At 69.6% G+C, this 22,958-nt stretch carries 21 protein-coding genes; 14 read left to right on the forward strand and 7 right to left on the reverse strand.

All coding sequences use genetic code 11. The annotated features are described in order from the left end of the window. The first annotated feature begins 78 nt into the window (after window positions 1–78). From ISP_RS04345 to ISP_RS04365, 5 genes are read left to right on the forward strand one after another with little or no spacing between them, the layout of a single operon-like run. Window positions 79–1,650 carry an ABC transporter ATP-binding protein gene (locus ISP_RS04345; RefSeq protein ID WP_013222769.1) on the forward strand — a complete coding sequence of 524 codons (1,572 nt, stop codon included), beginning with the start codon at window positions 79–81 and terminating at the stop codon, window positions 1,648–1,650. After that, on the forward strand, window positions 1,647–2,738 hold the full coding sequence (locus ISP_RS04350; RefSeq protein WP_013222770.1) for an ABC transporter permease: 1,092 nt from the start codon (window positions 1,647–1,649) through the stop codon (window positions 2,736–2,738). The genes ISP_RS04345 and ISP_RS04350 overlap by 4 nt, the downstream gene beginning before the upstream one ends. Next, window positions 2,735–4,000 carry an ABC transporter permease gene (locus tag ISP_RS04355; protein WP_013222771.1) on the forward strand — a complete coding sequence of 422 codons (1,266 nt, stop codon included), beginning with the start codon at window positions 2,735–2,737 and terminating at the stop codon, window positions 3,998–4,000. Before ISP_RS04350 ends, ISP_RS04355 begins: the two co-directional genes overlap by 4 nt. Beyond that, window positions 4,001–4,390, forward strand: a complete 390-nt coding sequence (locus ISP_RS04360; protein WP_033261417.1) for a cytidine deaminase — start codon at window positions 4,001–4,003, stop codon at window positions 4,388–4,390. It abuts the gene before it with no gap. After that, window positions 4,387–5,664: a thymidine phosphorylase gene (locus tag ISP_RS04365; protein ID WP_013222773.1), complete on the forward strand. Its 1,278-nt coding sequence runs from the start codon at window positions 4,387–4,389 to the stop codon at window positions 5,662–5,664. The genes ISP_RS04360 and ISP_RS04365 overlap by 4 nt, the downstream gene beginning before the upstream one ends. Before the next feature lie 97 nt (window positions 5,665–5,761). On the opposite strand, the gene ISP_RS04370 is transcribed toward ISP_RS04365, so the two are convergent. After that, a complete protein-coding gene (locus tag ISP_RS04370; protein ID WP_013222774.1) occupies window positions 5,762–6,886 on the reverse strand; it encodes a hypothetical protein in 1,125 nt (374 codons plus the stop codon). Between the two features lie 213 nt (window positions 6,887–7,099). Here ISP_RS04370 and ISP_RS04375 point away from each other — a divergent pair, with 213 nt between their 5' ends. Both ISP_RS04375 and ISP_RS04380 read left to right on the forward strand, forming a co-directional pair. Beyond that, window positions 7,100–8,194 (forward strand): adenosine deaminase, encoded by a 1,095-nt coding sequence (locus ISP_RS04375; RefSeq protein ID WP_013222775.1) that lies wholly within the window; start codon window positions 7,100–7,102, stop codon window positions 8,192–8,194. A gap of 100 nt (window positions 8,195–8,294) precedes the next feature. Continuing rightward, window positions 8,295–9,500 carry an MFS transporter gene (locus tag ISP_RS04380; protein ID WP_013222776.1) on the forward strand — a complete coding sequence of 402 codons (1,206 nt, stop codon included), beginning with the start codon at window positions 8,295–8,297 and terminating at the stop codon, window positions 9,498–9,500. A gap of 235 nt (window positions 9,501–9,735) precedes the next feature. On the opposite strand, the gene ISP_RS04385 is transcribed toward ISP_RS04380, so the two are convergent. Continuing rightward, on the reverse strand, window positions 9,736–11,007 hold the full coding sequence (locus ISP_RS04385; protein WP_013222777.1) for a hypothetical protein: 1,272 nt from the start codon (window positions 11,005–11,007) through the stop codon (window positions 9,736–9,738). A 151-nt stretch (window positions 11,008–11,158) separates the two neighbouring features. On the opposite strand from ISP_RS04385, the gene ISP_RS04390 reads away from it, so the two are divergent. Next, on the forward strand, window positions 11,159–13,663 hold the full coding sequence (locus ISP_RS04390) for a DEAD/DEAH box helicase (RefSeq protein ID WP_013222778.1): 2,505 nt from the start codon (window positions 11,159–11,161) through the stop codon (window positions 13,661–13,663). A gap of 80 nt (window positions 13,664–13,743) precedes the next feature. After that, window positions 13,744–13,890: a hypothetical protein gene (locus ISP_RS04395; RefSeq protein WP_014466605.1), complete on the forward strand. Its 147-nt coding sequence runs from the start codon at window positions 13,744–13,746 to the stop codon at window positions 13,888–13,890. Window positions 13,891–13,893: 3 nt separating this feature from the next. On the opposite strand, the gene ISP_RS04400 is transcribed toward ISP_RS04395, so the two are convergent. Continuing rightward, a complete protein-coding gene (locus ISP_RS04400; protein WP_013222779.1) occupies window positions 13,894–14,475 on the reverse strand; it encodes an NADPH-dependent F420 reductase in 582 nt (193 codons plus the stop codon). Between the two features lie 69 nt (window positions 14,476–14,544). Here ISP_RS04400 and ISP_RS04405 point away from each other — a divergent pair, with 69 nt between their 5' ends. Then, a complete protein-coding gene (locus tag ISP_RS04405; protein WP_013222780.1) occupies window positions 14,545–14,871 on the forward strand; it encodes a winged helix-turn-helix transcriptional regulator in 327 nt (108 codons plus the stop codon). A 158-nt stretch (window positions 14,872–15,029) separates the two neighbouring features. Here the strand turns inward: ISP_RS04405 and ISP_RS04410 are convergent, their stop codons facing one another. Next, window positions 15,030–16,010: a sugar-binding transcriptional regulator gene (locus tag ISP_RS04410; protein ID WP_013222781.1), complete on the reverse strand. Its 981-nt coding sequence runs from the start codon at window positions 16,008–16,010 to the stop codon at window positions 15,030–15,032. Window positions 16,011–16,138: 128 nt separating this feature from the next. Here ISP_RS04410 and ISP_RS04415 point away from each other — a divergent pair, with 128 nt between their 5' ends. Genes ISP_RS04415 through ISP_RS04430 form a run of 4 tightly spaced genes read left to right on the forward strand, consistent with a single transcriptional unit; the run spans window position 16,139 to window position 20,232 of the window. Then, window positions 16,139–17,143 carry a zinc-dependent alcohol dehydrogenase family protein gene (locus ISP_RS04415; RefSeq protein ID WP_013222782.1) on the forward strand — a complete coding sequence of 335 codons (1,005 nt, stop codon included), beginning with the start codon at window positions 16,139–16,141 and terminating at the stop codon, window positions 17,141–17,143. Further along, a complete protein-coding gene (locus tag ISP_RS04420) occupies window positions 17,130–18,470 on the forward strand; it encodes an ABC transporter substrate-binding protein (RefSeq protein ID WP_013222783.1) in 1,341 nt (446 codons plus the stop codon). The genes ISP_RS04415 and ISP_RS04420 overlap by 14 nt, the downstream gene beginning before the upstream one ends. Further along, a complete protein-coding gene (locus tag ISP_RS04425; protein WP_013222784.1) occupies window positions 18,470–19,402 on the forward strand; it encodes a carbohydrate ABC transporter permease in 933 nt (310 codons plus the stop codon). The genes ISP_RS04420 and ISP_RS04425 overlap by 1 nt, the downstream gene beginning before the upstream one ends. Further along, window positions 19,399–20,232 carry a carbohydrate ABC transporter permease gene (locus ISP_RS04430; protein ID WP_013222785.1) on the forward strand — a complete coding sequence of 278 codons (834 nt, stop codon included), beginning with the start codon at window positions 19,399–19,401 and terminating at the stop codon, window positions 20,230–20,232. Before ISP_RS04425 ends, ISP_RS04430 begins: the two co-directional genes overlap by 4 nt. A gap of 46 nt (window positions 20,233–20,278) precedes the next feature. On the opposite strand, the gene ISP_RS04435 is transcribed toward ISP_RS04430, so the two are convergent. Genes ISP_RS04435 through ISP_RS04445 form a run of 3 tightly spaced genes read right to left on the reverse strand, consistent with a single transcriptional unit; the run spans window position 20,279 to window position 22,931 of the window. Beyond that, entirely contained in the window at window positions 20,279–20,473 is a 195-nt protein-coding gene (locus ISP_RS04435) for a ferredoxin (RefSeq protein ID WP_013222786.1), read from the reverse strand. A 36-nt stretch (window positions 20,474–20,509) separates the two neighbouring features. Further along, a complete protein-coding gene (locus ISP_RS04440; protein ID WP_013222787.1) occupies window positions 20,510–21,700 on the reverse strand; it encodes a cytochrome P450 in 1,191 nt (396 codons plus the stop codon). 10 nt (window positions 21,701–21,710) lie between these two features. Then, complete coding sequence (locus tag ISP_RS04445) at window positions 21,711–22,931, reverse strand: cytochrome P450 (RefSeq protein WP_013222788.1); 1,221 nt, start codon at window positions 22,929–22,931, stop codon at window positions 21,711–21,713. Window positions 22,932–22,958: the final 27 nt, after the last annotated feature.

Consider the following 22,958-nt stretch of genomic DNA (forward strand, 5'->3'; position numbering starts at 1 on the left):
CTCACAACGTGTTCGGGGCTCGGAGGAATTCTCCTCCGGGCCCCTCACGCGTTCCAGAGATATGGAATTCTCCCGCCCATGAGCACAGCCGAGGCCCCGGCCGAGGCCGTCCCCGACCGGGGCGCCCCCGCCGTCCAGCTGACCGGGATCACCAAGCGCTTTCCCGGCGTGGTGGCCAACTCCGACGTCAACCTCACCGTCGCTGCCGGCGAGGTGCACGCCATCTGTGGCGAGAACGGCGCCGGCAAGTCCACCCTGATGAAGATCCTGTACGGCATGCAGCCGCCGGACGAGGGCACCATCGCGATCAACGGCGAAGAGGTGAAACTGCGCAACCCGCAGGACGCCATCCGCGCCGGCATCGGCATGGTGCACCAGCACTTCATGCTCGCCGACAACCTCACGGTCGGCGAGAACGTCTTCCTCGGCGCCGAGGGCCTGCACGGCATCGGCCGCGCCGCCCGCGCGCGGCTGGCCGAGCTCGCCGAGCGGACCGGCCTGCACGCCAAGCCGGAGACGCTGCTGGAGGAGCTCGGCGTCGCCGACCGCCAGCGCGTCGAGATCGTGAAGGTGCTCTACCGCGGGGCGAAGATCATCATCCTGGACGAGCCGACCGCGGTCCTCGTGCCGCAGGAGGTCGACGCGCTCTTCGAGACCGTGCGGGAGATGAAGAACGGCGGCTACACGTTCCTGTTCATCTCGCACAAGCTCGACGAGGTCCGGGCGATCGCCGACACCGTCACGGTGATCCGGCGCGGCACGACGGTCGGCACCGCCGACCCGAAGACCATCACCTCCCACCAGCTCGCGGAGATGATGGTCGGGTCCGAGCTGCCCAGCCCGGAGACCCGCGAGTCCACCGTCACCGACCGCGCCGTGCTGCGGCTGACCGGGCTGACGCTGGGCGCCGAGGGCTCGGGCCGCAACGCGCTCGACGACGTCTCCTTCACCGTGCACGCCGGCGAGGTGCTCGGCGTGGCCGGTGTCGAGGGCAACGGCCAGACCGAACTCGTCGAGACGATCATGGGCATGCGCAAGCCGTCCGCGGGCAAGATCGAACTGGTCGACTCCGAAGGCAAGGCCCGCGACCTCACGAAGGCGGGCACGCTGGCGCGGCGCGAGGCCGGCATCGGCTACATCGCCGAGGACCGCACCCGGCACAGCCTGCTGCTCACGCAACCGTTGTGGGTCAACCGGATCCTCGGTTACCAGACCCGCGAACCGGTCTCGAAGGGACAGTTGCTCGACATCGCCGGCGCCCGCGCCGACACCGAGCGGATCGTCCGCGACTACGACGTCCGCACGCCGGGCATCGACGTCCCGGCCGCGGCGCTCTCGGGCGGCAACCAGCAGAAGCTGATCGTCGGGCGCGAGCTGTCCGGCAACCCGGTGCTGCTGGTGGCCTCGCACCCGACCCGCGGCGTCGACGTCGGCGCGCAGGCGCTGATCTGGGAGCAGATCCGCCAGGCCCGCGCCGCCGGGCTCGCGGTGCTGCTGATCTCCGCCGACCTCGACGAGCTGATCGGCCTGTCCGACACGATCCGGGTCATGCTGCGCGGGCGGCTCGTCAGCGAGGCCGACCCCGCCACCGTGACCCCGCAGCAACTGGGCTCCGCGATGACCGGCGCGGGGGAGGGTGACGAAGAATGACGTCCTGGCGCACGAAACTGCTGCCGCCGCTGCTGGCGATCGTGTTCGCCGTCCTGCTGTCGGCGATCGCGCTGATCATCTCCGGGGCCGACCCCCTGCAGGCGTACGGCACGATGATCGGCCAGATGTTCAAGGGCTCGACCGCGGTCGACACGGTGAACCTGGCGACGGTGTACTACCTGTCCGGGCTCGCGGTCGCCATCGGCTTCCAGATGAACCTGTTCAACATCGGTGTCGAAGGCCAGTACCGCTTCGCCGCCGTCGTCGCGGCCATCGCCGGCGGCGCGATGAAGCTGCCGCCGGTCATCCACGTCATCGCGATCCTGGTGGTCGCGGTCGTCGCGGGCATGGCCTACGCGGCCGTTCCGGCGGTCCTCAAGGTGACCCGCGGGGTCAGCGAGGTCATCTCGACGATCATGCTCAACGCGATCGTCGCCGGCATCATCGCGTTCCTCATCAACGCCGACCAGTTCGGCGTGCAGCGGGGCAACAACATCGGCACCCGCGTGATCGAGCCGTCCGGCCGGATCCCGGGCATCCCGCTCGGCTCGGGCACGCTGTTCGGGTTCGTCGTCATCGCCGCGCTCATCGGCGGGGCCTACTGGTTCATGCTCAACCGCACCCGGTTCGGCTTCGAGCTCAAGGCGTCCGGCGAGTCCACCACCGCCGCGGCCGCGGGTGGCGTCAGCGCGAAGAAGATGACGCTCATCGCGATGCTGCTCTCCGGGGGTGTCGCCGGCCTGGTCGCCATGCCGGAACTGCTCGGCCGCGACTACAGCTACGGCATCACCGCGACGCAGATGTACGGCTTCACCGGCATCGCGGTGGCGCTGCTCGGCCGCAACCACCCCGGCGGCATCGCGCTCGGCGCACTGCTGTGGGCGTTCCTCGACACCTCCGCGGTGTCGCTGGAGCAGATCAACGTGTCCAAGGAGATCGCGACGATCATGCAGGGCATCATCGTGCTGTCGGTCGTCGTGGCGTACGAGATCGTGCGGCGCGCCGACCTCGCGGCCGAACAACGCAGGGTCGGCCGCGCACTCGCCGGCAGCAAGGGTTCCTCGGTCGCCGAAGGGGGTGCGGTGTGAGCACCGACGTCGCTCTCGAGTCCGCCCCGGCCACGCCGGTGCGGCGCCGGCGCGGCCGGATCCCCGGCTGGCTCCGCGGGGTCATCTGGGCCGTGATCGCCATCGCCGTCATCTCGTCGGCGTCCTACTCCACCGGCGTCGCCGCGCTGACGTCGTCGAACACCGCGTCGACGGCGTTGCGCCTGGCGCTGCCGATCCTGCTGTGCGCGCTGGGCGGCCTGTGGGCCGAACGCGCGGGCGTGGTGAACATCGGGCTCGAGGGCATGATGATCCTCGGGACCTGGGGCGCCGCCTGGGGTTCGTACTACGGCGGCGTGTGGTCCGGCCTGCTGGCCGCGCTGCTGTTCGGTGCCCTGGGCGGGCTGCTGCACGCGGTGGCGACGGTGACGTTCAACGTCAACCACATCGTTTCCGGCGTCGCGATCAACCTGCTCGGGCTGGGCGTCACGAAGTACCTGGCGAACCTGATCTTCGCGCCGATCTCCGGCAACCCGCGGCAGTCGCCGCCGGTGCCGAAGTTCGACACCTACTCGGCGACGTTCCTTTCGGACTGGCTGGGTGACCTGGAGAAGCAGCAGCGCGTCGGGATCTCCGACGTCGCCGGCATCCTGCGCGGCCTGGTCACCGAAGTGGCGCCGCTGACGATGATCGCGATCCTCCTGGTGCCGGTGAGCTTCTGGGTGCTCTGGCGGACGCGCTTCGGCCTGCGGCTGCGGTCCTGCGGCGAGAACCCGGTCGCGGCGGAGTCCCTCGGCGTGAACGTCTACCTGCACAAGTACGTGGCCGTGATCATCTCGGGCGCGTTCGCCGGCATGGGTGGCGCTTCGCTGGTGCTGCTGCGCGGCGGCGCGGACTACCTGGAGAACCAGACGAACGGCCGCGGGTACATCGGCCTCGCGGCGATGATCTTCGGCAACTGGCGGCCGGGCGGCCTGCTCGGCGGCGCGGCGCTGTTCGGCTACGCGGACGGCCTGCAGCTCGCCGGCGGCGGCGAAGCGGTGCTCGCGCTGCTGTACGGCGCGGTCATCCTGGTCGCGGTGATCGTCATCGTGCAGCTGTTCCGTCGCCAGTGGATCGCGGCGGGACTCGGCGTCGTCGGCGCCGGTGTGCTGTACGCGATCTACTGGGCCAATGACACGCTGCCGTCGGACCTGATCCCGTACACCGCGCACTTCGTGACGCTGATCGTGCTGGCTGTGGCGTCGCAACGGCTGCGGCCGCCGAAGGCCGACGGTCAGCCGTACCGGCGGGGTGAGGACTGAGTGTCTACTGTGGACTGGGATGCGCTGCGTTCTCAAGCGATCGAAGCGGCTTCCCATGCGTACGCGCCTTATTCGGGCCTGCACGTGGGTGTCGCCGGGATCGTCGACGACGGCCGGGTCGTGACCGGGTGCAACGTCGAGAACGCTTCCTACGGGCTCGGGCTGTGCGCGGAGTGCACGATGGCCGGGCAGCTGCGGCTGTCCGGCGGCGGCCGCCTGGTCGCTGTGGCCTGCCGCAGCGGTGCGGGTGACCTGCTGATGCCGTGCGGACGGTGTCGCCAGATCCTGTTCGAGCTCGGCGGATCTTCGTGCCTGGTGGACACGCCCAGCGGGATCCTGCCGATGTCGGACGTCCTGCCGGACGCCTTCGGCCCGGACGACCTCCCGTGAGCGCGTTCGCGGCGGTCGACGTCATCCGGACCAAGCGGGACGGCGGCACGCTTTCCGACGAGCAGATCGACTGGGTCGTCGACGCCTACACCCGGGGTGACGTCGCCGAAGAGCAGATGTCGGCGCTGGCCATGGCGATCTTCCTGCGCGGGATGACCTCGGCCGAGATCTCCCGGTGGACGCACGCGATGATCGCGTCGGGGGAGCGGCTGTCGCTTTCGGTGTCCCGGCCGACGGTGGACAAGCACTCGACGGGCGGGGTCGGCGACAAGATCACGCTGCCGCTGGCGCCGCTGGTGGCGGCGTGCGGCGCGGCCGTGCCACAGCTGTCCGGCCGCGGGCTCGGCCACACCGGCGGGACGCTCGACAAGCTGGAGTCGATTCCCGGCTGGCGCGCCGCACTGTCCACTTCGGAGATTCAATCGCAGCTGGAGGACGTCGGCGCGGTGGTCTGCGCGGCGACGTCCGGGCTGGCGCCGGCGGACAAGAAGCTGTACGCGCTGCGGGACGTCACGTCCACTGTGGAGTCGATCCCGCTGATCGCCAGCTCGATCATGAGCAAGAAGATCGCCGAAGGCGCGTCCGGGCTGGTCCTGGACGTGAAGTTCGGGTCGGGCGCGTTCATGAAGTCGCTTGACCAGGCTCGTTCGCTGGCTTCCGCGTTGACCTCGATCGGCGCCGATCACGGTGTCCCGACGACGGCGTTGCTGACCGACATGAACGTCCCGCTGGGGCGGGCGGTCGGCAACGCGGTGGAGGTCGCGGAGTCGGTCGACGTGCTCAAAGGCGGCGGTCCGGCGGACGTGGTCGCGCTGACTGTGGCCCTGGCCCGGGAGATGCTGGCGCTGGCCGGCCTCGACGTCGACCCGGCGGCGGTGCTGGCTTCGGGCGAGGCGTACGAGGTCTGGTGCCGGATGATCGCGGCCCAGGGCGGCGACCCGTCGGCGCCGCTGCCGACGCCCTCTCACGTCCACGTGGTCACGGCGCCTTCTTCGGGGGTGCTGGCTTCGCTGGACGCGTACGCGGTGGGCGTCGCGGCGTGGCGGCTCGGTGCGGGCCGCGCCCGCAAGGAGGACCCGGTCCAGGCCGCGGCGGGCATCCTGTGCCTGGCCAAGCCGGGGGACGCGGTCTCCGAGGGCGACCCGCTGCTGGAACTCCACACGGACACGCCTGACGCGGTCCCGGCCGCCCTGTCCGCGCTCGAGGGTGGGTTCACGATCGCTTCGTCGGCGCCTGAACCGGGCCCGATCGTCGTGGAGACCATCCGTAGCTAGCTGGACTGTGATGATCGTCGCGAAGATGATCACCCGTCCGAGTGACATGAGAAGGCCCCCGTCGGATCCCGGCGGGGGCCTTCTTCGTGCGTGAGTCCTACTCCGTGGCTTCTTCCGAGCCTTCGCCCGTCTTGGCCTTCACGTCGGCCGGCTTCGGGGCGCGGCCGTTGCGGGAGCTGCGGCGCGGCTGGCGCGGGGCCGGCGGGGGCGGGGAGATCTGCTGGACCGCCGGGCCGCCACCGAGCATCAGCTCCGCGAACGTCGCCATGGCCTCGTCGAGCTGGCCGCCGATGCGGCGGACGCTCTCGTCGTTGCTCTTGCGGACGAGCGTGTCGACCGAGTCGGTGTCCGGCTGCTTCGACAGCGTGCCCTCGACCTTCGACAGCCCCGCCTTGAGCGCGCCGTCGAGGTCGCCGATGCCGGACAGGAAGCCGTCCTCCACCTTGTCGAGGCGGGAGGCCAGGTCGTCGAGGCGGGTGGTGACCGTTTCGAGCCGGTTGCCCAGGTTCTCCAGGCGGTCGGACGCGTCGATCATCTCGCCGGTCTCGGTCAGCGCGACCTTGAGCGCCTCGGTGTTGGCGTCGATCCGCTCGTGCGTGGTGCGGCCCAGCTCGCCGACGCGCTCCTGCGTGACGCGGCTCAGCTCGTCGACCTTGCCCCGCAGCTCGTGGTCGGCGTGGTCGACGCGCTCGCGCAGCGCCGCCTCGGTCTGCTCGATCCGCTCGCGGACCGGGCCGGTGACCGACTGCGGCAGCGACTCGATCTTCGCGTCCTGCTTGTCGAGGTGGCCGCCCAGCTCGTCGATCCGGCGGTGGATGTTCTGGAGCTTGTCCTCGAGCCCGTCCATCCGGCCCGCGACACCCTCGAAGCGCGCGGCGACGCCGTCGAGGCGGCCGTCGAGCTGCGCGAAGGGCTTGGCGAGCTTGTCGACGATGCTCTCGACCGCGCGGGTCAGGGCGGCGAGGGCCGCGTCCTGCGCCTCGAGGCGGGACATCGTCTCGTCGAGGCGCTCGGCCAGGACGCTGACCTCGGTGCGGTCGGGCATCTCGGAGAGCCGCTTGCGGACCGCGCCCAGCGAGTCCACCGGCGCGAGGCGGGCGTAGATGTCGTCGAGCGCGTCGAAGATCTGCTGCTGCTCGCTCTCACGCACTTCGGCCGCGCGCACCAGCATGTTGCGCATCCGGTCGAAGGACGGGGCGGCAATGTGGTTGTCAGTGGTCACTGCTGTGTGTCCTTCGTCGGCGGGGAAATGGAGGGACGTGCCACGAAGCTTATCGATTGCAAAAATTGCTGTCTGTATGGCCCCCGTGAAGAGGCTATTACGGAGGCTGCCCCCGGATGGCCGATTCGGGACATGATCCTCAACGCTGAGGGTTAGCCCGAGCCTGAGAGTTACGGCCATGTAGGGGAATGACAACGAGGTTACCGTTGGGGGATGCCTGACGAAAGCCCTGTTCTGCCCACCGAGACACTCCGCCGCGCGCCCAAGGTGCTGCTGCACGACCACCTCGACGGCGGCCTGCGCCCGGCCACCGTCGCCGAACTCGCCGAAGCGACCGGTTACGCCGGTCTGCCCACCACCGACCCGGCCGAGCTGGGCACCTGGTTCCGCCGTGCGGCCGACTCCGGCTCACTCGTTTCCTACCTCGAGACGTTCGCGCACACCTGCGGGGTGATGCAAACGGAGGAATCGCTGGTCAGGGTGGCCGCGGAGGCGGTGGAGGACCTGGCCGCCGACGGGGTCGTCTACGCCGAGGTGCGTTACGCACCGGAGTTGTTCGTCGAACGCGGTCTGTCACTCGATGCGGTGGTCGAGGCTGTGCAGGCGGGGTTCACGGAGGGCACGCGGCGAGTGGCCGCGAACGGCGGCACCATCCGCGTCGCGACGTTGCTCTGCGCGATGCGCCAGCACGCCCGGGCGCTCGAGATCGCGAACCTGGCCGTCCGCTACCGGGACGCCGGGGTGGCCGGCTTCGACATCGCCGGTCCCGAGGACGGATTCCCGCCGACCCGCAATCTCGACGCGTTCGAATATCTGCGTCAGAACAATGCGCACTTCACCATTCACGCGGGCGAAGCCTTCGGTTTGCCGTCCATTTGGGAAGCGATTCAGCACTGCGGCGCCGAGCGGCTCGGGCACGGCGTGCGCATCGCCGAGGACATCAAGACCGACGCGAACGGCACGGTCCACCTTGGACGGTTGGCCGCGTACGTCCGCGACCGCCGCATCCCCCTGGAGATCTGCCCGACGTCGAACGTCCAAACAGGTACCGTCCGCTCGATCGCCGAGCACCCCATCGGCCTGCTCGCCAAGCTGCGCTTCCGGGTGACCGTGAACACGGACAACCGGCTGATGAGCGGATGCACGATGACCAGCGAATTCGCCGCGCTGCACGAGACGTTCGGCTATGGTATCGACGACTTCCGCTGGTTCACCATCAACGCGATGAAATCCGCGTTCATCGATTTCGACGCCCGGCTCGCGCTGATCGACGACGTCATCAAGCCGGGGTATGCCGCGCTGACCTGACCTTCCTGCTTCGGACCGCAAGGTGCTTGCGGTCCTTAGCTGTGCCAACTATCGTTCACTATATAGGAAGTTGTTCTCAATTGGTGAGACGGTGGGGACGATGGTGCAGGTGGCGAGCGGTGCGGGCGAGCAGGTGCAGGCGAGTTCCCGTCGGTGGCTCATCCTCGCGCTCGGCCTCGCCGCGCAGACCGCGAGCTGCTCGTTCCTCTACGGCATCCCGTTCCTGGTCCCGGCCATGCGCGCCGCCGAGGGGCTGACGCTGGCCGAGGCCGGCACGGTCGTCGCGGCACCCAGCATCGGGTTGTTGTTCACCCTGATCGTGTGGGGCGCGGCTGCGGACCGTTACGGAGAGCGCCTCATCATGGCCCTTGGCCTGGGCATCTCGGGGTTACTCTTGGTGTACGCCGGGGTAGGAAATCACCCGGTCGGGCTCCTCTTTGGAGTGTTTTTGGCGGCGGGCGCCTGTACGGCTTCGGTGAACGCGGCGAGCGGTCGCGTCGTGATGGGCTGGTTCGCGAAGTCCGAGCGGGGCGTGGCGATGGGGATCCGCCAGACGGCCCAGCCGCTCGGCGTGGGCGTGGCCGCGCTGGGGCTGCCGCCGCTGGCCGCGCACTTCGGCTTCCGGGCGGCGATCCTGCTGCCGGCCGGGTTGGCGATCGTCGTCGCGCTGCTGGTGGCGTGGCTGGTGACCGACCCGCCGCGGCCGCCTCGCCCGGCTTCGGGGGAGAAGCCGCCTTCGCCGTACCGGCACGCGACGCTGTGGCGGGTGCACGGGGCGAGCGCGCTGCTGGTGGTGCCGCAGTTCGCGGTGTCGGCGTTCGCGCCGGTGTACCTGGTGTCGGTGCAGCACTGGAGCCCGCTGTCGGCGGGTTGGTACCTGGCGGTGGTCCAGGTGCTGGGCGCTGCCGGGCGCTTGGGGTCAGGTTGGTGGTCCGACCGGGTCGGCAGCCGCCTGCGTCCGATGCGTCAGCTGGCGGTCTTGAGCTGCCTGGTCATGCTGCTGGTGGCGTTGGGCGATGCTTCGTGGCCATGGCTGGTGCTGCTGGCGCTGGCGCTGGGCGGGGTGATCACGGTCGCCGACAACGGCCTGGGCTTCACGGCCTCGGCCGAGCTGGCGGGCCTGGCCTGGTCGGGCCGCGCGATGGGCACGCAGAACACGGGCCAGAACATCGCGGCCTCCCTGACCCCGCCGTTGCTGGGCCTGGTGATCGGCGACAGCAGGTACGCCCTGGCCTTCTGCGTGGCCGCGATCTTCCCGGCGCTGGCGGTGCTGGTGGTCCCGGTCCGCGCGGAACCCACCGACTGACGTGTCGTCCCTCCCGGTACGCGTGTCGTCCATCGGTGTACGCGTGTCGTCCGTTCAAACACGCGAGTCGACCTCCTGATCACGTGAGCCGACCCTTCCCGCACGAACTTGGGTGGACGACACGCGTACCCAGGCGGACGACACGCGTGCCTGGATGGACGACACGCGTGACTGGGGGGTCGACACGGCGAAGGCCGCCTCACGAACCCGGGAGGCGGCCTTCGAAAGCCGGAACTCAAGCCACCGTCAGGCGGTTCTCGAAAGTTTCGACGAGCTTGCGCCAAGCGCCCTGCTCCGCGTCGAACGGCGCCGACGGCTCCAGGCGCGTCGGCTCCGGGCGGAGGACGAACGACACCAGCCAGCCCAGGCTCTCGTTTTTCGCCAGTGCTGTCTCGGCCGAGTCGTCGCCCGCCCAGTCCGCCGCGTCCGTGATCAGCTCGACCGCCAGCTCCAGCTGGGTCGGGTCGATCGCCTCCGGGCCCTCCGCGATGTCCGCGTCCAGGCCCGTCAGGACGTAGGTGTTCTCCGGGTCGACCTCGATCTCGAGCTCGCCCGCCGTCGCCTTCGCCAGGACCTCGTCCCACGTGGACACCTCGGCGAGGTCGGTGTCGCCCAGCTCCTTGCCGTCGGCGAGGGCCCTGGCGAGCGCGCCCGTGGACGTGAAGACGTCGATCTCGCCCTCGCTGCCCAGGAACACCGGGGCGTCGTCGAGGTAGCAGCGCAGCGTGTAGTACTCCGCGCCGGACGTGATGATCTTGATCGGGTCGATGCCGACCTCGGCCCAGAAGCCGACCGGGCCCTCGTCCTCTTCCTCTTCCTCGTCCTCGTCGTCCGAAGAGTCGAGCGTGTCGATGGCTTCGAGGTCCTCTTCGCCCTCGGCGCCGGCTTCGGCCTCGGCGGACTCCTCGTGGAACGCCGCCAGCTCCTCGGCCGTCTGCTCCAGCACCTTCTCGTCGACCTCCGGCTGGGTCACCAGGCCGTCGATCGCGTCGAGCACGGTGTCCCACTTCTGCGACACCGTCTCGGACAGGTCGTTCCACACCTGGACGCCGACGCTCCCGGTGAACGGCAGCGTGCCCTGGTCGAGCAGCGAGAAGCCCTCGGTCGAGTCGAGGATCTCGTGGACCTCTTCGAGGTCGCAGACGTCGGCGAGCGACCGCACGATGCCGACGATCTCCGCCAGCTCGGCGATGTGCCAGACGTCCGGCTCCTCGGCGACGAGCTCCGGCACGCCCACGAGGTCGTACGTGTGGTCCTCGTCCGGGATCAGTTCCGGCACGTTCAGCGACGGCACCGCGTCCCAGGCCGGGTGGTCGAGCAGGTCGTGCCGTTCGGAGGTGCGGACGAAGGCGGCCAGGTGGGCTGCGTCGGCGAAGGCGTACAGGTCGTCCTCGTCGCCGAGGAACGCTTCCCACTCCTCGCCGTCTTCCCGCCAGCGCGGCGCCCACAGGGTGACGACGTCGCCCTGCGGCAGGCCGAGTTCGATCGGGATGATGTCCTGTGCCATTCCTAAGCCCTCCGGAGTACCGCCCGTGTGCGCGCGTGACCGGAAGTATCACCCAGTCGACGCGCGGTACCGCGAAGCCTACGGGTTTCCCACTCGCGATGCGATCGCCCCTGCCGACTTTGCGACGAGCGGATGGCACGATGGACGCCTGATGACTCTCACAGACCTCCTGCCTGCGGATCCCGACCCCGACGCCCTGTTCGAAGCCTTCACGACCTGGACGGCCGAGCGGGGCATCGAGCTGTACCCGGCGCAGGAGGAGGCGGTGATGGAGGTCGTCTCCGGATCGAACGTCATCCTTTCGACGCCGACCGGCTCCGGGAAGAGCCTCGTCGCCGTCGGCGCGCACTTCACCGCGCTCGCCCAGGGCCGTCGCAGCTACTACACCGCGCCCATCAAGGCCCTCGTTTCGGAGAAGTTCTTCCAGCTCATCGACATCTTCGGGGCCGACAGCGTCGGGATGATGACCGGCGACTCCAGCGTCAACCCGGACGCCCCGATCATCTGCTGCACGGCCGAAATCCTGGCGAACATCGCGTTGCGGTTCGGTGCGGACGCCCCGGTCGGGCAGGTCGTCGCCGACGAGTTCCACTTCTACTCCGAGCCCGACCGCGGCTGGGCCTGGCAGGTGCCGATCCTCGAGCTGCCGCACGCCCAGTTCGTCCTCATGTCGGCGACCCTGGGCGACGTCTCCTTCTTCGAGAAGGACCTCACCCGCCGCACCGGCAAGCCGACCGCCGTCGTCACGTCGGCGCAGCGCCCGGTGCCGCTGACCTTCCGGTACGCGCTGACGCCGCTGCACGAGACGATGTCCGAGCTGCTCAACGGCGGCCAAGCGCCGGTCTACGTCGTACACTTCTCGCAGGCCGCGGCCATCGAGCGGGCGCAGACGCTGATGAGCATCAACGTGACGTCGAAGGCCGAAAAGGAGGCCATCGCCGAGCTGATCGGCGACTTCCGGTTCGCCGCCGGCTTCGGCAAGACGCTCTCGCGGCTGGTCCGCCACGGCATCGGCGTCCACCACGCCGGGATGCTGCCCAAGTACCGGCGATTGGTCGAGACCCTCGCCCAGTCCGGGCTGCTGAAGGTGATCTGCGGGACCGACACCCTCGGCGTCGGCATCAACGTGCCGATCCGGACGGTCGTCTTCTCCGCGCTGACGAAGTACGACGGCGTCCGCCAGCGGCACCTCAAGGCACGCGAGTTCCACCAGATCGCCGGCCGGGCCGGGCGTGCGGGCTACGACACCGACGGGTACGTCGTCGTGCAGGCCCCCGACCACGTCGTCGAGAACGCGAAGGCCCTCGAGAAGGCGGGCGACGACCCGAAGAAGAAAAAGAAGATCGTCCGGAAGAAGGCGCCGGAAGGGTTCGTCAACTGGACCGAGAGCACGTTCGACCGGCTCATCGCCGCCGAGCCGGAGCCGCTGACGTCCAGCTTCAAGGTCACGCACTCGATGCTGCTGAACGTGATTTCGCGGCCGGGCAACGCCTTCGACTCGATGCGGCACCTGCTCGAGGACAACCACGAGGACCGCGCGTCGCAGCGCAAGCTCATCCTGCGCGCCATCGCGATCTACCGCGCGCTGCTCGCCGCCGGCGTCGTCGAGCGGCTGTCCGAACCGGACGAACAGGGCCGGATCATCCGGCTCACCGTCGACCTGCAGTTCGACTTCGCGCTCAACCAGCCGCTTTCGCCGTTCGCGCTGGCCGCGATCGAGCTGTTCGACCTCGAATCGCCGAGCTACGCGCTCGACGTCGTGTCCACAGTGGAATCCACAGTGGACAACCCGCGCCCGGTGCTCTCGCAGCAGCAGTTCAAGGCGCGCGGCGAGGCCGTGCAGGCGATGAAGGCCGAAGGCATCGAGTACGACGAGCGGATGGAGCTGCTCGAGAACATCAGCTACCCGAAGCCGCTCGAAGAGCTGCTGCAGGGCGCGTTCCACAGCTACCGGCAGGGCCACCCGTGGGTCGACGACTACGAGCTGTCGCCGAAGTCGGTCGTGCGGGACATGTACGAGCGCGCGATGAACTTCGTCGAGTACATCGGCTTCTACCAGCTGGCCCGGTCCGAGGGGCTCGTGCTGCGCTACCTCACCGACGTCTACGACTCGTTGCGCCACACCGTGCCGGACGAGGCCAAGACCGAGCCGCTGCAGGACCTCATCGAGTGGCTCGGCGAGCTCGTCCGGCAGGTCGACTCCAGCCTCCTCGACGAGTGGGAAGCCCTGCGTCACCCGGACGAAGAAGGGCCGGTCTCGACGCGGCCGCCGTCCGAGCCGCCGGCCGTCACGCGCAACGAGCGCGCGTTCCGCGTCCTGGTGCGCAACGAGCTGTTCCGCCGGGTCGAGCTGTTCGCGCGGCGGGCGTGGTTCCCGCTCGGCGAGCTGGACGCGGAATCGGGCTGGGACGCCGACGCGTGGCAGGAAGCGATCGAGGGCTACTTCGAGGAGTACGAGACGCTCGGCACCGGCCCGGACGCCCGCGGCCCGGCGCTGATCATGATCGAGCAGCAGCCGGACGTCTGGAAGGTGCGTCAGACCTTCGACGACCCGGCGGGCGACCACGACTGGGGCATCAGCGCGGAGGTCGACCTGGCCGCGTCGGACGAGGCCGGGATGGCGGTCGTCCGGGTGACCGAGGTGGGCGCGCACTGACGCCGGGTTGCGCTCAACGGCGCAGTCCGGCGGCGTGGTTTCGGGTTAGCGTGGAGGCTTCGCAACCCTGGGAGGGGACCATGGGGAAAGTCAAGCGCGTGCTGGCCGGGATCTTCGTCGCCGCGGCGGTGGTCGTGGCGCTCGCCCCGGCCGCGTCGGCCGCATCGATGGTGGAATACGCGCTGTCGGCGAGCCCGAACGCCACCGCCATCGAGTACGGCCTCTGAGACTCAGCCCACCGGGGTCAGGATCGCCTGGGCGTCTTCGCCCGCGAACCACAGCCCGATGACGAACGCCGCCGTGGCCTCCAGCAGGGCCGCGCGGTCCAGGCCGCCCGCGGGCACCGGCTTGGCGCCGACGTCCCGGACCAGCGTGCTCACCGCGTCGAGCGCCGCCGGGTCGTCGCCGCACAACGGCACCGACAGCGGACGGCCGTCGAACACCGGTGGCGTCATCCGCCAGACGTCGACGTGCGCCAGGTTGAACGCCTTGACCACGTGGGCTTCCGTGGCGATCCGCGCCGCCACCGGGGTGCCCGTCAGGTCCGGGTGGTTGGTGCAGTCCACCAGCACCTTCCCCGGCAGCGGGCCCGCCTCGGCGAGCACCTCCCCGATCGCCGCGGCGGGAACGGCAAGGAGCAGCACGTCGGCGAACACGGCCGTCTCGCGCCACGGTCCGGTCGCGGCGCCGAGCCGCGCGGCCAAGGCGGCGGGGTCGGACCGGCCGCTCACCATCAGGTCGTGCCCCGCCCGCGCCCACTGCGTGCCGAGCGCGTCCGCCATCCCGCCCGTGCCGAAGATCCCGATCCGCATGCGTCCTCCTTGTGCTTGGCTGGTACCGGAACCGACGGTAGGAGCCTGGGAAGGAACCAAACGGTAACCATGGACTTCCTCGCGGATTGCCGGACGCGGCTCGCGTTCGACCTGGTCGCCAACACGTGGAACCCGGTGGTGGTGTGGGCGCTGCGCGACGGGCCGCGGCGGCACGTCGACCTGCGGCGCGAGATCGGCGGAATCAGCGCGAAGGTGCTCACGGAAACCTTGCGACGCCTGGAGTTCGACGGTCTCATCGAGCGTCGTGAAGGCGCGTACGCGCTTACGCCGCTGGGGGAGACGCTGCTGGAGCCGATCGAGGGCTTCGGGCGGTGGGCCGCCGAGCACGGTGACGACGTCCTCGCCGCTCAAGACCGAGCAACACGATCAGCATGACCAGCTCCGCCGCGGGCAGCGGGTAGCCGAGGGCGATCCCGGCGGCGACGTCCACGGCGGGTGCGGCGAGCCCCGCCACGAACACCCACGTCGGCGCGGCCGGCGGCTTCGCGGACGGCGACCACGGAAGCCAGTGGCGAAGTACGCCCGGGGGAGTATCAGCGGGGCGGGTTCTTCGCCGCCAGCGCCAGCAGCGGGACGGCGGCCGCGGCGTCGGTGATCAGCGTCGAGACCATGCCGGACCGGAGGACCGCGTCCACCGCTGCGGCTTTCGGGCGGCTGTAACCCAACGCGATCACCTCCGGGACCGCCATCAGCTCCTCGTGGCTGATCGCCAGGACGTGGTGGGCCAGGCCCGTCGACAACGCATTGCCGGACGCGTCGAACAGCCGGGCCGCGACCTCCGCCGTCGCGCCGCGGGCCGCGATCGCCGCGCGCTCGGCCTCGTCCAGCGCGTCGTACACCGTCGACTCGCCCGGCTGCCACGCGCCGATGCTGACCACCGCCTTCGTCAGGTGGCGGAACTGGCCGAACGTCTCGGCGATCCCCGGCTGACGCCGCAACGTCTCCGTCGTGCGGCGGTCGGGCAGCACCAGCGGGCCGAAGATCGGGTACGCGTCGCCGCCGGACACCGAGGTCACGCGGCTGACCGTCTCCACCGAGCGGCCGCGCATGTCCATCCCGGCCTGCACTCCGCAGAGCTGGACGATCGGGCACCGCGGCAGCGACCGGACCGCCTCCGCCATGGCGTTCACCGAGCGCGCCCACGACAACCCGATGACGTCCGAAGGGGCCGCGATCTCCTCCAGCAGCCGGGCCGCCAGCGAGCCGATCTTCGCCCGGACGACCTCCTTCGGCTCCCGCTCGGTTGAGCGTTCGAGCACCAGCGCCCGCTCCAGGCCGTACGCCGAGCGCACCTCGTCGGACAACACCAGGTCCACCGGTGCCGGCAGCGAGAACTCCACCCTGACCAGCCCGGACTCCATGGCCGTGTCGAGCATCCGCGCCACCTTGAACCGGCTGACGCCGAACTCGTCGGCGATCTCCAGCTTGGAGCGTCCCTGCACGTAGAAGCGCCGGGCGACGGTGGCGAGCAGGATCGCTTCAGTAAGCGAAGCCGCCTTACGGGAAGCGCTCATATGAGCATAATAGCGCGAAATCCGGCCGAAAGGTTGACGTAACACCGACGTCAGACCTGTAATGCCTTCACATCTTCTCGTCGCGATAGGTCAACGTTGCTCATCTGAGCGCGAGGAAGGGGCAAGGCATGCGTGCCGCCATCGTCGACCGGCCCGGTGAGATCAGGGTCGGCGAGGTGCCCGATCCGAAACCCGGGGAACGTCAGGTCGTCGTCAAGGTCGGAGCGTGCGGCATCTGCGGCACCGACCTGCACATCGCGGACGGGCAGTTCCCGCCCACGCCGTACCCCATCGTCCCCGGGCACGAGTTCGCCGGGGAAATCGTCGAGCTCGGCGCGGACGTGCCGGGCGAGTGGAAGGTCGGCGACCGCGTGGCCGTCGACCCGTCGCTGTTCTGCGGCTACTGCGGCCCGTGCCGCGCCGGCCACGGCAACCTCTGCGCGAACTGGGGCGCCACCGGCGACACCGTCAACGGCGCCTTCGCCGAGTACGTCGCGGTTCCGTCGGCCACCTGCTACCGGATGCCCGACTCGATGAGCTGGGAACAGGGCGCGCTGGTCGAGCCCGTTTCCTGTGCCGTGCACGGCGTCCGCCGTGTCGGTGTCGAGGCCGGTGAACGCTTCCTCGTCGTCGGCGCCGGGACCATGGGCCTGATCATGCAGCAGCTGCTGCAGCGCTCGGGCGCGCAGGTCACGGTGGTCGACCGCAACGAAGCCCGGCTGCCGCGGGCGACGAGCCTCGGCGCCGTTGCCACCGCGAAGGACGTCAGCGACCTGAACGGCGAGAAGTTCGACGTCGCCGTCGACTGCACCGGCGCCGCGCCCGCCATCGAAGCCGCCTTCGACGCGATCCGGCGCGGGGGACGGCTGCTCGTCTTCGGTGTCGCCCCGGCCGAAGCCCGTGTCGCGCTTTCACCGTTCCGCATCTACAACGACGAGATCACCATCGTCGGCTCGATGGCCGTGCTGCACAGCTTCGGCGCCGCCCTCGACCTCGTCGCGGGCGGCGCGATCGACACCGAGGCGCTGCTCACCGACACCCTGCCGCTGGAGCAGTACCCCGAAGCGCTGGCCAAGATGCGCAGCGGCTCGGGCCTCAAGGTGCAGGTACTCCCCGGAGGTGGCCGTGCGTAAGCTCCTCACCCTCCTCGCGGCGACGTCGCTGCTGGCCACCGGCTGCGCGGGCGCCGGCTCGATCGGCACCGGCAGCAGCACGCTCGTCATCGCCATCGTGGCCAACCCGCAGATGAAGGACGCGATCGCGCTCGCGCCGGAGTTCGAGAAGGCCACCGGCATCGGGCTGAAGTTCGTGTCCCTGCCGGAAAACCAGGCCCGCGCCAAGATCACCGCGTCGACCGCCACCGAGGGCGGCGAGTTCGACGTCGTCATGATCAGCAACTACGAAGCCCCGCAGTGGGCGGCCAACGGCTGGCTCGAGAACCTCGAACCGCACATGGCGGCCACCCCCGGCTACGACGAAGGCGACTTCATCCCCAGCATCAAGCAGTCGCTGTCGTACCGGAACCAGATGTACGCGGTGCCGTTCTACGGCGAATCGTCGTTCCTGGCCTACCGCAAGGACCTCTTCCAGAAGGCCGGGCTGACCATGCCGGCCAAGCCGACCTGGCCGCAGATCGCGGACTTCGCCGCGAAGCTCGACGACAAGGCGAACGGCGTGGCGGGGATCTGCCTGCGCGGCAAGCCCGGCTGGGGCGAGAGCCTGGCGCCGTTCACGACCGTGGCCAACACCTTCGGCGCCCAGTGGTTCGACAAGGACTGGAACGCCAAGCTGACCTCGCCGGAGTTCACGCAGGCCGCGAACTTCTACGTCAACCTCATCCGCGAGCACGGCGAGGTCGGGGCCTCCAGCGCCGGGTTCTCCGAGTGCGGCACGCGCTACACGCAAGGCAACGCGGCGATGTGGTACGACGCCACGGTGATGGCGGGCACCAACGAGGACCCGTCGAGCAGCAAGATCGTCGGCAAGTCCGGGTACGCGCCCGCGCCGGTCGTCAAGACCCCAGCCAGCGGCTGGCTCTACACCTGGGCCCTCGGCATCCCCAAGGTCGCCAAGGACAAGGACGCGGCCTGGAAGTTCATGGCCTGGATGACCGACAAGGCGTACGTGCAGAAGGTCGGCCACACCTACGGCTGGAACCGCGTCCCGCCGGGCGTCCGCCAGTCGACGTACGTCATCCCCGAGTACGCCGACGCGGCGAAGGCCTACGCGAAGCCCACGCTCGACGGCATCGCGGACGCGAACCAGCAGAAAGTGATGGCGAGCCCGGTGCCCTACCCCGGCATCCAGTTCGTCGGCATCCCCGAGTTCCAGGACCTGGGCACCCGGGTGAGCCAGCAGCTGTCGGCGGCGATCGCCGGCCGCGAGTCCGTCGAAGACGCCCTGAAGCAGTCCCAGGACTACGCCCGGACGGTGGGCGACTCCTACAAGGCGGTGCAGTGATGTCCACGCTCTCCGTATCCACCCCCACGTCCCAAACGCACGCGAAGGTCGAAGAGAAACGCGGCCTGAGCACCGCGGCCAAGCGGCGGCTGCCGCTGCTGCCCGCGCTGATCTTCGTCATCGCGGTGACGCAGCTGCCGTTCCTGCTCACCGTGTTCTACTCGTTCCAGTCGTGGAACCTGGTCCGGCCCGGGTCGCGGCACTTCGTCGGCCTGGACAACTACATCGACGTCTTCAGCGACACGACGTTCCTGGTCGCCCTGCTCAACACCGTGCTGCTGACCGTCGTGTGCGTGTTCGTCGCGCTCCTGCTCGGCCTCGGCCTGGCGATCCTGCTCGACCGCAAGTTCCTCGGCCGCGGCGTCGTCCGGACCCTGCTGATCACGCCGTTCCTGATCCTGCCGGCGGCCGGCGCGCTGCTGTGGAAGACGACGATGTTCGACCCGACCTACGGGCTGCTGCACTTCGTCTTCGGCACCGACACCGACTGGCTTTCGGAGTTCCCGCTGGCGTCGGTGATGGCCCAGATCGTGTGGCAGTGGACGCCGTTCATGATGCTGCTCATCCTGGCCGGCCTGCAGAGCCAGGCCAAGGACGTGCTCGAAGCGGCCAATGTGGACGGTGCGGGCCGCTGGCGGACGTTCGTCTCCATCACGCTGCCGCACCTGTCCCGGTTCCTGCAGCTGGCCACCCTGCTGGGCGCGATCTACATCGTGAACAGCTTCGACGCGATCTTCCTGATGACCCAGGGCGGCCCGGGCACGGCGAGCACCAACCTGCCGTACTACATCTACCAGCGCGCGTTCGAGGGCTTCGACGTCGGCCAGTCCTCGGCGATGGGCGTGATCGTGGTGATCCTGACGATGATCGTCGCGACCTTCGCCCTGCGCCTGATGTTCCGCACGTTCTCGGTGAGCGGAGGGATCAAATGACGACCGTCGCCCCGCGCAAGCGCGAGTACGGCAAGGGCTCGCTGACCGTCGCGACCTGGATCATCGCGATCCTGTTCGTCTTCCCGCTGCTGTGGATGATCCTCACGGCGTTCAAGCAGGAGGCGGACGCCTACACCGACCCGCCGAAGCTGTTCTTCACCCCGACGTTCGAGCAGCTCGGCAACGTCCTGAGCGGCGGGTTCCTGCCGTACCTGTCGAACTCGGCGTTCGTCACGATCCTGTCGACGGCCCTGGTGCTGCTCTTCGGCGTCCCGGCGGCGTACGCGCTGTCGCTGGCGCCGGTCAAGGGCACGTCGAACGCGCTCGGCTTCTTCCTCTCGACGAAGATGCTGCCGATCGTGGCGGCGATCATCCCGCTGTACGTGATCTCGCAGAACACCGAGCTGCTCGACACGGTGTGGGCGCTGGTCATCCTGTACACGTCGATGAACCTGCCGCTGGCCATCTGGATGATGCGGTCGTTCTTCCTCGAAGTACCGCACGAGATGATCGAGGCGGGCCGGATCGACGGCGCGAACCTGCCGACGCTGCTGCGCAAGATCATCATGCCGGTGGTCGCGCCCGGGATCGCGGCGACCGCACTGATCTGCGTGATCTTCTCCTGGACGGAGTTCTTCTACGCGGTCAACCTGACCGCGGCCCGGGCCGGCACGGTCCCGGTGTTCCTGGTCGGGTTCATCACCAGCGAAGGCCTGTACTGGGCGCAGCTGTCCGCGGCCGCGCTGCTGGCTTCGCTGCCGGTGATGATCGTCGGCTGGATCGCGCAGAACCACCTGGTCCGCGGCCTGTCGATGGGCGCGGTCAAGTAAGGGGAAGGCCACCTCGAGCCGGGCTCGAGGTGGCCTTCACCCCGCGTCATTCCTGCAGGGAGAGGGCCTGGCTCGGGCAGACGTGCACCGCTTCACGGGCCTTTTCGACCAGCTCGCCCTGCGGCTGGTCGTCGAGCACGATGACGGTGCCGTCCTCCTCGCTCTGGTCGAACAGCGAGGGCTCGGTGAGTACGCACTGGCCGGCGCCGACGCACTTGCCGGTGTCCGCGATGATCTTCATGGTCCTCTTCTCCTGTGGTGGTTTGGCAGTTCGTCTCTACCAGGTCACCGGCAGCCGGTACAGGCCGTAGATGTTCGCGTCGTCCTTGAACGGCAGGTCGTCGACCGGCGCGGCCAGCCGCAAGCCGGGGATCCGGCGGAAAAGCGTGTCGAAGACGATCTGCAGTTCCATCCGGGCGAGGTTCTGGCCGAGGCACTGGTGCGGCCCGAACCCGAAGGCCACGTGGTGTCGCGCGCCGCGCTCGATGTCGAGGTCGTCGGGGTTTTCGAACGCGGTGCCGTCGCGGTTGGCGGCGTAGCCGAGCGCCAGCACGCCCTCGCCCGCGCGGATCAGCTGCCCGCCGACCTCGGCGTCCTCGACGCACAACCGGGCCGTGGCGGCGTCGACGATGGTGAAGTACCGCAACAGCTCCTCGACGGCGTCGAGCGTCTTGCCCGGGTCGTCCCGGATCAGGGCCAGCTGATGGGGGTTCTCCAGCAGCCCGACGGTGCCCAGCGAGATCATGTTCGCCGTCGTCTCGTGCCCGGCCACCAGCAGCAGGAACCCGGTCGCGGCCAGCGCCGCCCGCCGGTAGGTGCCCTCTTCGCGGAGCTTGACGATCTGCCGCCCGAGCAGGTCGTCCGGCGGGTTCGCTTCCTTCCCGGCGATGAGGTCGCCCATGTACTCGCGCACGGCCTCGACCGCGGCCCGCCGCTCCTGCGGGGGCGTGTCGCGCTTGATCAGCTTCGTCGTGTGGGTCTGGAAGAAGTCGTGGTCGGCATAAGGCACGCCGAGCATTTCGCAGATCACCAGCGACGGCACCGGCAGCGACAGCGCCTCGACCAGGTCACCCGGCTTCGGGCCGGCCAGCAGCGCGTCGATCCGCTCGTCGACGATCTCCTGGATCCGCGGCCGCAGCGCCTCCATCCGGCGCACGGTGAACTCGCCGAGCACGGCCTTGCGGGCCGGCCCGTGCTCGGGCGCGTCCATGGTGATCATGGTGCGCTCGTCGTCCGGCCGCCGGAACCCCGGCACCAGCTGCGGGAAGTCCGGGTGCTGCCGGTCGGCGCTGAACCGCCGGTCGTTCAGCACGGTCCGGACGTCTTCGTGCCGGCTGACCACCCAGGCCTTCCGGCCGTCGGGCAGCCCCACCCGGGTGACCGGGTCTTCCTCTCGGATCTCGGCGTACGCCGGCGGCGGGGCGAACGGGCACGTGCGCGTCATCGGGAACTCGTGGAGCGCGGTCATGGCGTCTCCTTCACCAGGTCACGGGCAGGCAGTAGAGGCCGAAGATGGACGAATCGTGCTTGTACGGCAGCTGGTCGGCCGGCGCGGCCAGCTTGAGCTCCGGGATGCGGCGGAACAGCGTGTCGAAGACGATCTGCAGCTCCATCCGGGCCAGGTTCTGGCCGAGGCACTGGTGCGGCCCGAAGCCGAAGGCGACGTGGTGGCGCGCGCCGCGCTCCAGGTCGAGCTGGTCGGCGTTCTCGAACGCGGCTTCGTCCCGGTTGCCGGAGTAGCTCAGCCCGAGCACGCCCTCGCCTTCGCGGATCAGCTGCCCGCCGATCTCGACGTCCTCGGTGGCGACGCGCGAGGTCGCGAACTCGGCGATGGTGAAGTACCGCAGCAGCTCCTCGACGGCGTCGAGCGTCTTGCCGGGGTCGTTCTTGATGATCTCGAGCTGGTCCGGGTTCTCCAGGAGCGCGACGGTGCCCAGCGAGATCATGTTCGCCGTCGTCTCGTGCCCGGCGAGGAGCAGCAGGAAGGCCAGCGAGACGAGCTCGTCGTGGGCGACGTCGCCGTGCTCTTCGCGCTGCTTGAGGATCTGGCGGCCGAGGAGGTCGTCGGTCGGATCGGCCTCCTTCGCCGTGACCAGCTCGTCGAGGTAGTTCTGCAGCTCCTCGACGGCCTGCACCCGCGCTTCCTGCGTCACTTCCCGGTTCAGCAGGGTGGAGCTGCGCACCTGGAAGAACTCGTGGTCGGCGTACGGGACGCCGAGCTGCTCGCAGATGACCAGCGACGGCACCGGCAGAGCCAGCGCCGAGACCAGGTCGGCGGGCTTCGGGCCGGCCAGGATCGCGTCGATGTGCTCGTCGACGATCTGCTGGATCCGCGGCTGCAGGGCCTTCATCCGCTTGACGGTGAACTCGCCGACGACCTCGCGCCGGGCGGCGCCGTGCTCCGGCGGGTCCATGTTGATCAGCGACGCGGTGAAGCGGCGGCGCTGCGGCCGGCCGGTCTTCGTCAGGATCGGGAAGCCGGGGTTGAACCGGTCGGAGCTGAACCGCGGGTCGGTCAGCAGCTGCCGGACGTCCTCGAGCCGCGTCACCGCCCAGGCCTCCTGTCCGGACTGCAGCGTGACGCGGTGGACCGGTCCGGCTTCGCGCAGCTCCCCGTACGCCGGCGGCGGTGCGAACGGGCAGGTGCGGAGCAGTGGGAAGGTCTCGTCCCGCGTCGCGGGCTCGGCCAATTCAGTCATTTCGGACCCCCTAAATCGGACGGAAAG

It is taken from the genome of Amycolatopsis mediterranei, from assembly GCF_026017845.1.
Lineage (GTDB): Bacteria > Actinomycetota > Actinomycetes > Mycobacteriales > Pseudonocardiaceae > Amycolatopsis > Amycolatopsis mediterranei.

Excerpts from the sequence above, each read along its gene's own strand:
- ISP_RS04345 (WP_013222769.1), top strand. The coding sequence starts at position 79 with ATGAGCACAGCCGAGGCCCCGGCCGAGGCCGTCCCCGACCGGGGCGCC.
- ISP_RS04350 (WP_013222770.1), top strand. The coding sequence starts at position 1,647 with ATGACGTCCTGGCGCACGAAACTGCTGCCGCCGCTGCTGGCGATCGTG.
- ISP_RS04375 (WP_013222775.1), top strand. The coding sequence starts at position 7,100 with ATGCCTGACGAAAGCCCTGTTCTGCCCACCGAGACACTCCGCCGCGCG.
- ISP_RS04380 (WP_013222776.1), top strand. The coding sequence starts at position 8,295 with ATGGTGCAGGTGGCGAGCGGTGCGGGCGAGCAGGTGCAGGCGAGTTCC.
- ISP_RS04385 (WP_013222777.1), bottom strand. The coding sequence starts at position 11,007 with ATGGCACAGGACATCATCCCGATCGAACTCGGCCTGCCGCAGGGCGAC.
- ISP_RS04390 (WP_013222778.1), top strand. The coding sequence starts at position 11,159 with ATGACTCTCACAGACCTCCTGCCTGCGGATCCCGACCCCGACGCCCTG.
- ISP_RS04395 (WP_014466605.1), top strand. The coding sequence starts at position 13,744 with ATGGGGAAAGTCAAGCGCGTGCTGGCCGGGATCTTCGTCGCCGCGGCG.
- ISP_RS04400 (WP_013222779.1), bottom strand. The coding sequence starts at position 14,475 with ATGCGGATCGGGATCTTCGGCACGGGCGGGATGGCGGACGCGCTCGGC.
- ISP_RS04405 (WP_013222780.1), top strand. The coding sequence starts at position 14,545 with ATGGACTTCCTCGCGGATTGCCGGACGCGGCTCGCGTTCGACCTGGTC.
- ISP_RS04410 (WP_013222781.1), bottom strand. The coding sequence starts at position 16,010 with ATGAGCGCTTCCCGTAAGGCGGCTTCGCTTACTGAAGCGATCCTGCTC.
- ISP_RS04415 (WP_013222782.1), top strand. The coding sequence starts at position 16,139 with ATGCGTGCCGCCATCGTCGACCGGCCCGGTGAGATCAGGGTCGGCGAG.
- ISP_RS04425 (WP_013222784.1), top strand. The coding sequence starts at position 18,470 with ATGTCCACGCTCTCCGTATCCACCCCCACGTCCCAAACGCACGCGAAG.
- ISP_RS04430 (WP_013222785.1), top strand. The coding sequence starts at position 19,399 with ATGACGACCGTCGCCCCGCGCAAGCGCGAGTACGGCAAGGGCTCGCTG.
- ISP_RS04435 (WP_013222786.1), bottom strand. The coding sequence starts at position 20,473 with ATGAAGATCATCGCGGACACCGGCAAGTGCGTCGGCGCCGGCCAGTGC.
- ISP_RS04440 (WP_013222787.1), bottom strand. The coding sequence starts at position 21,700 with ATGACCGCGCTCCACGAGTTCCCGATGACGCGCACGTGCCCGTTCGCC.
- ISP_RS04445 (WP_013222788.1), bottom strand. The coding sequence starts at position 22,931 with ATGACTGAATTGGCCGAGCCCGCGACGCGGGACGAGACCTTCCCACTG.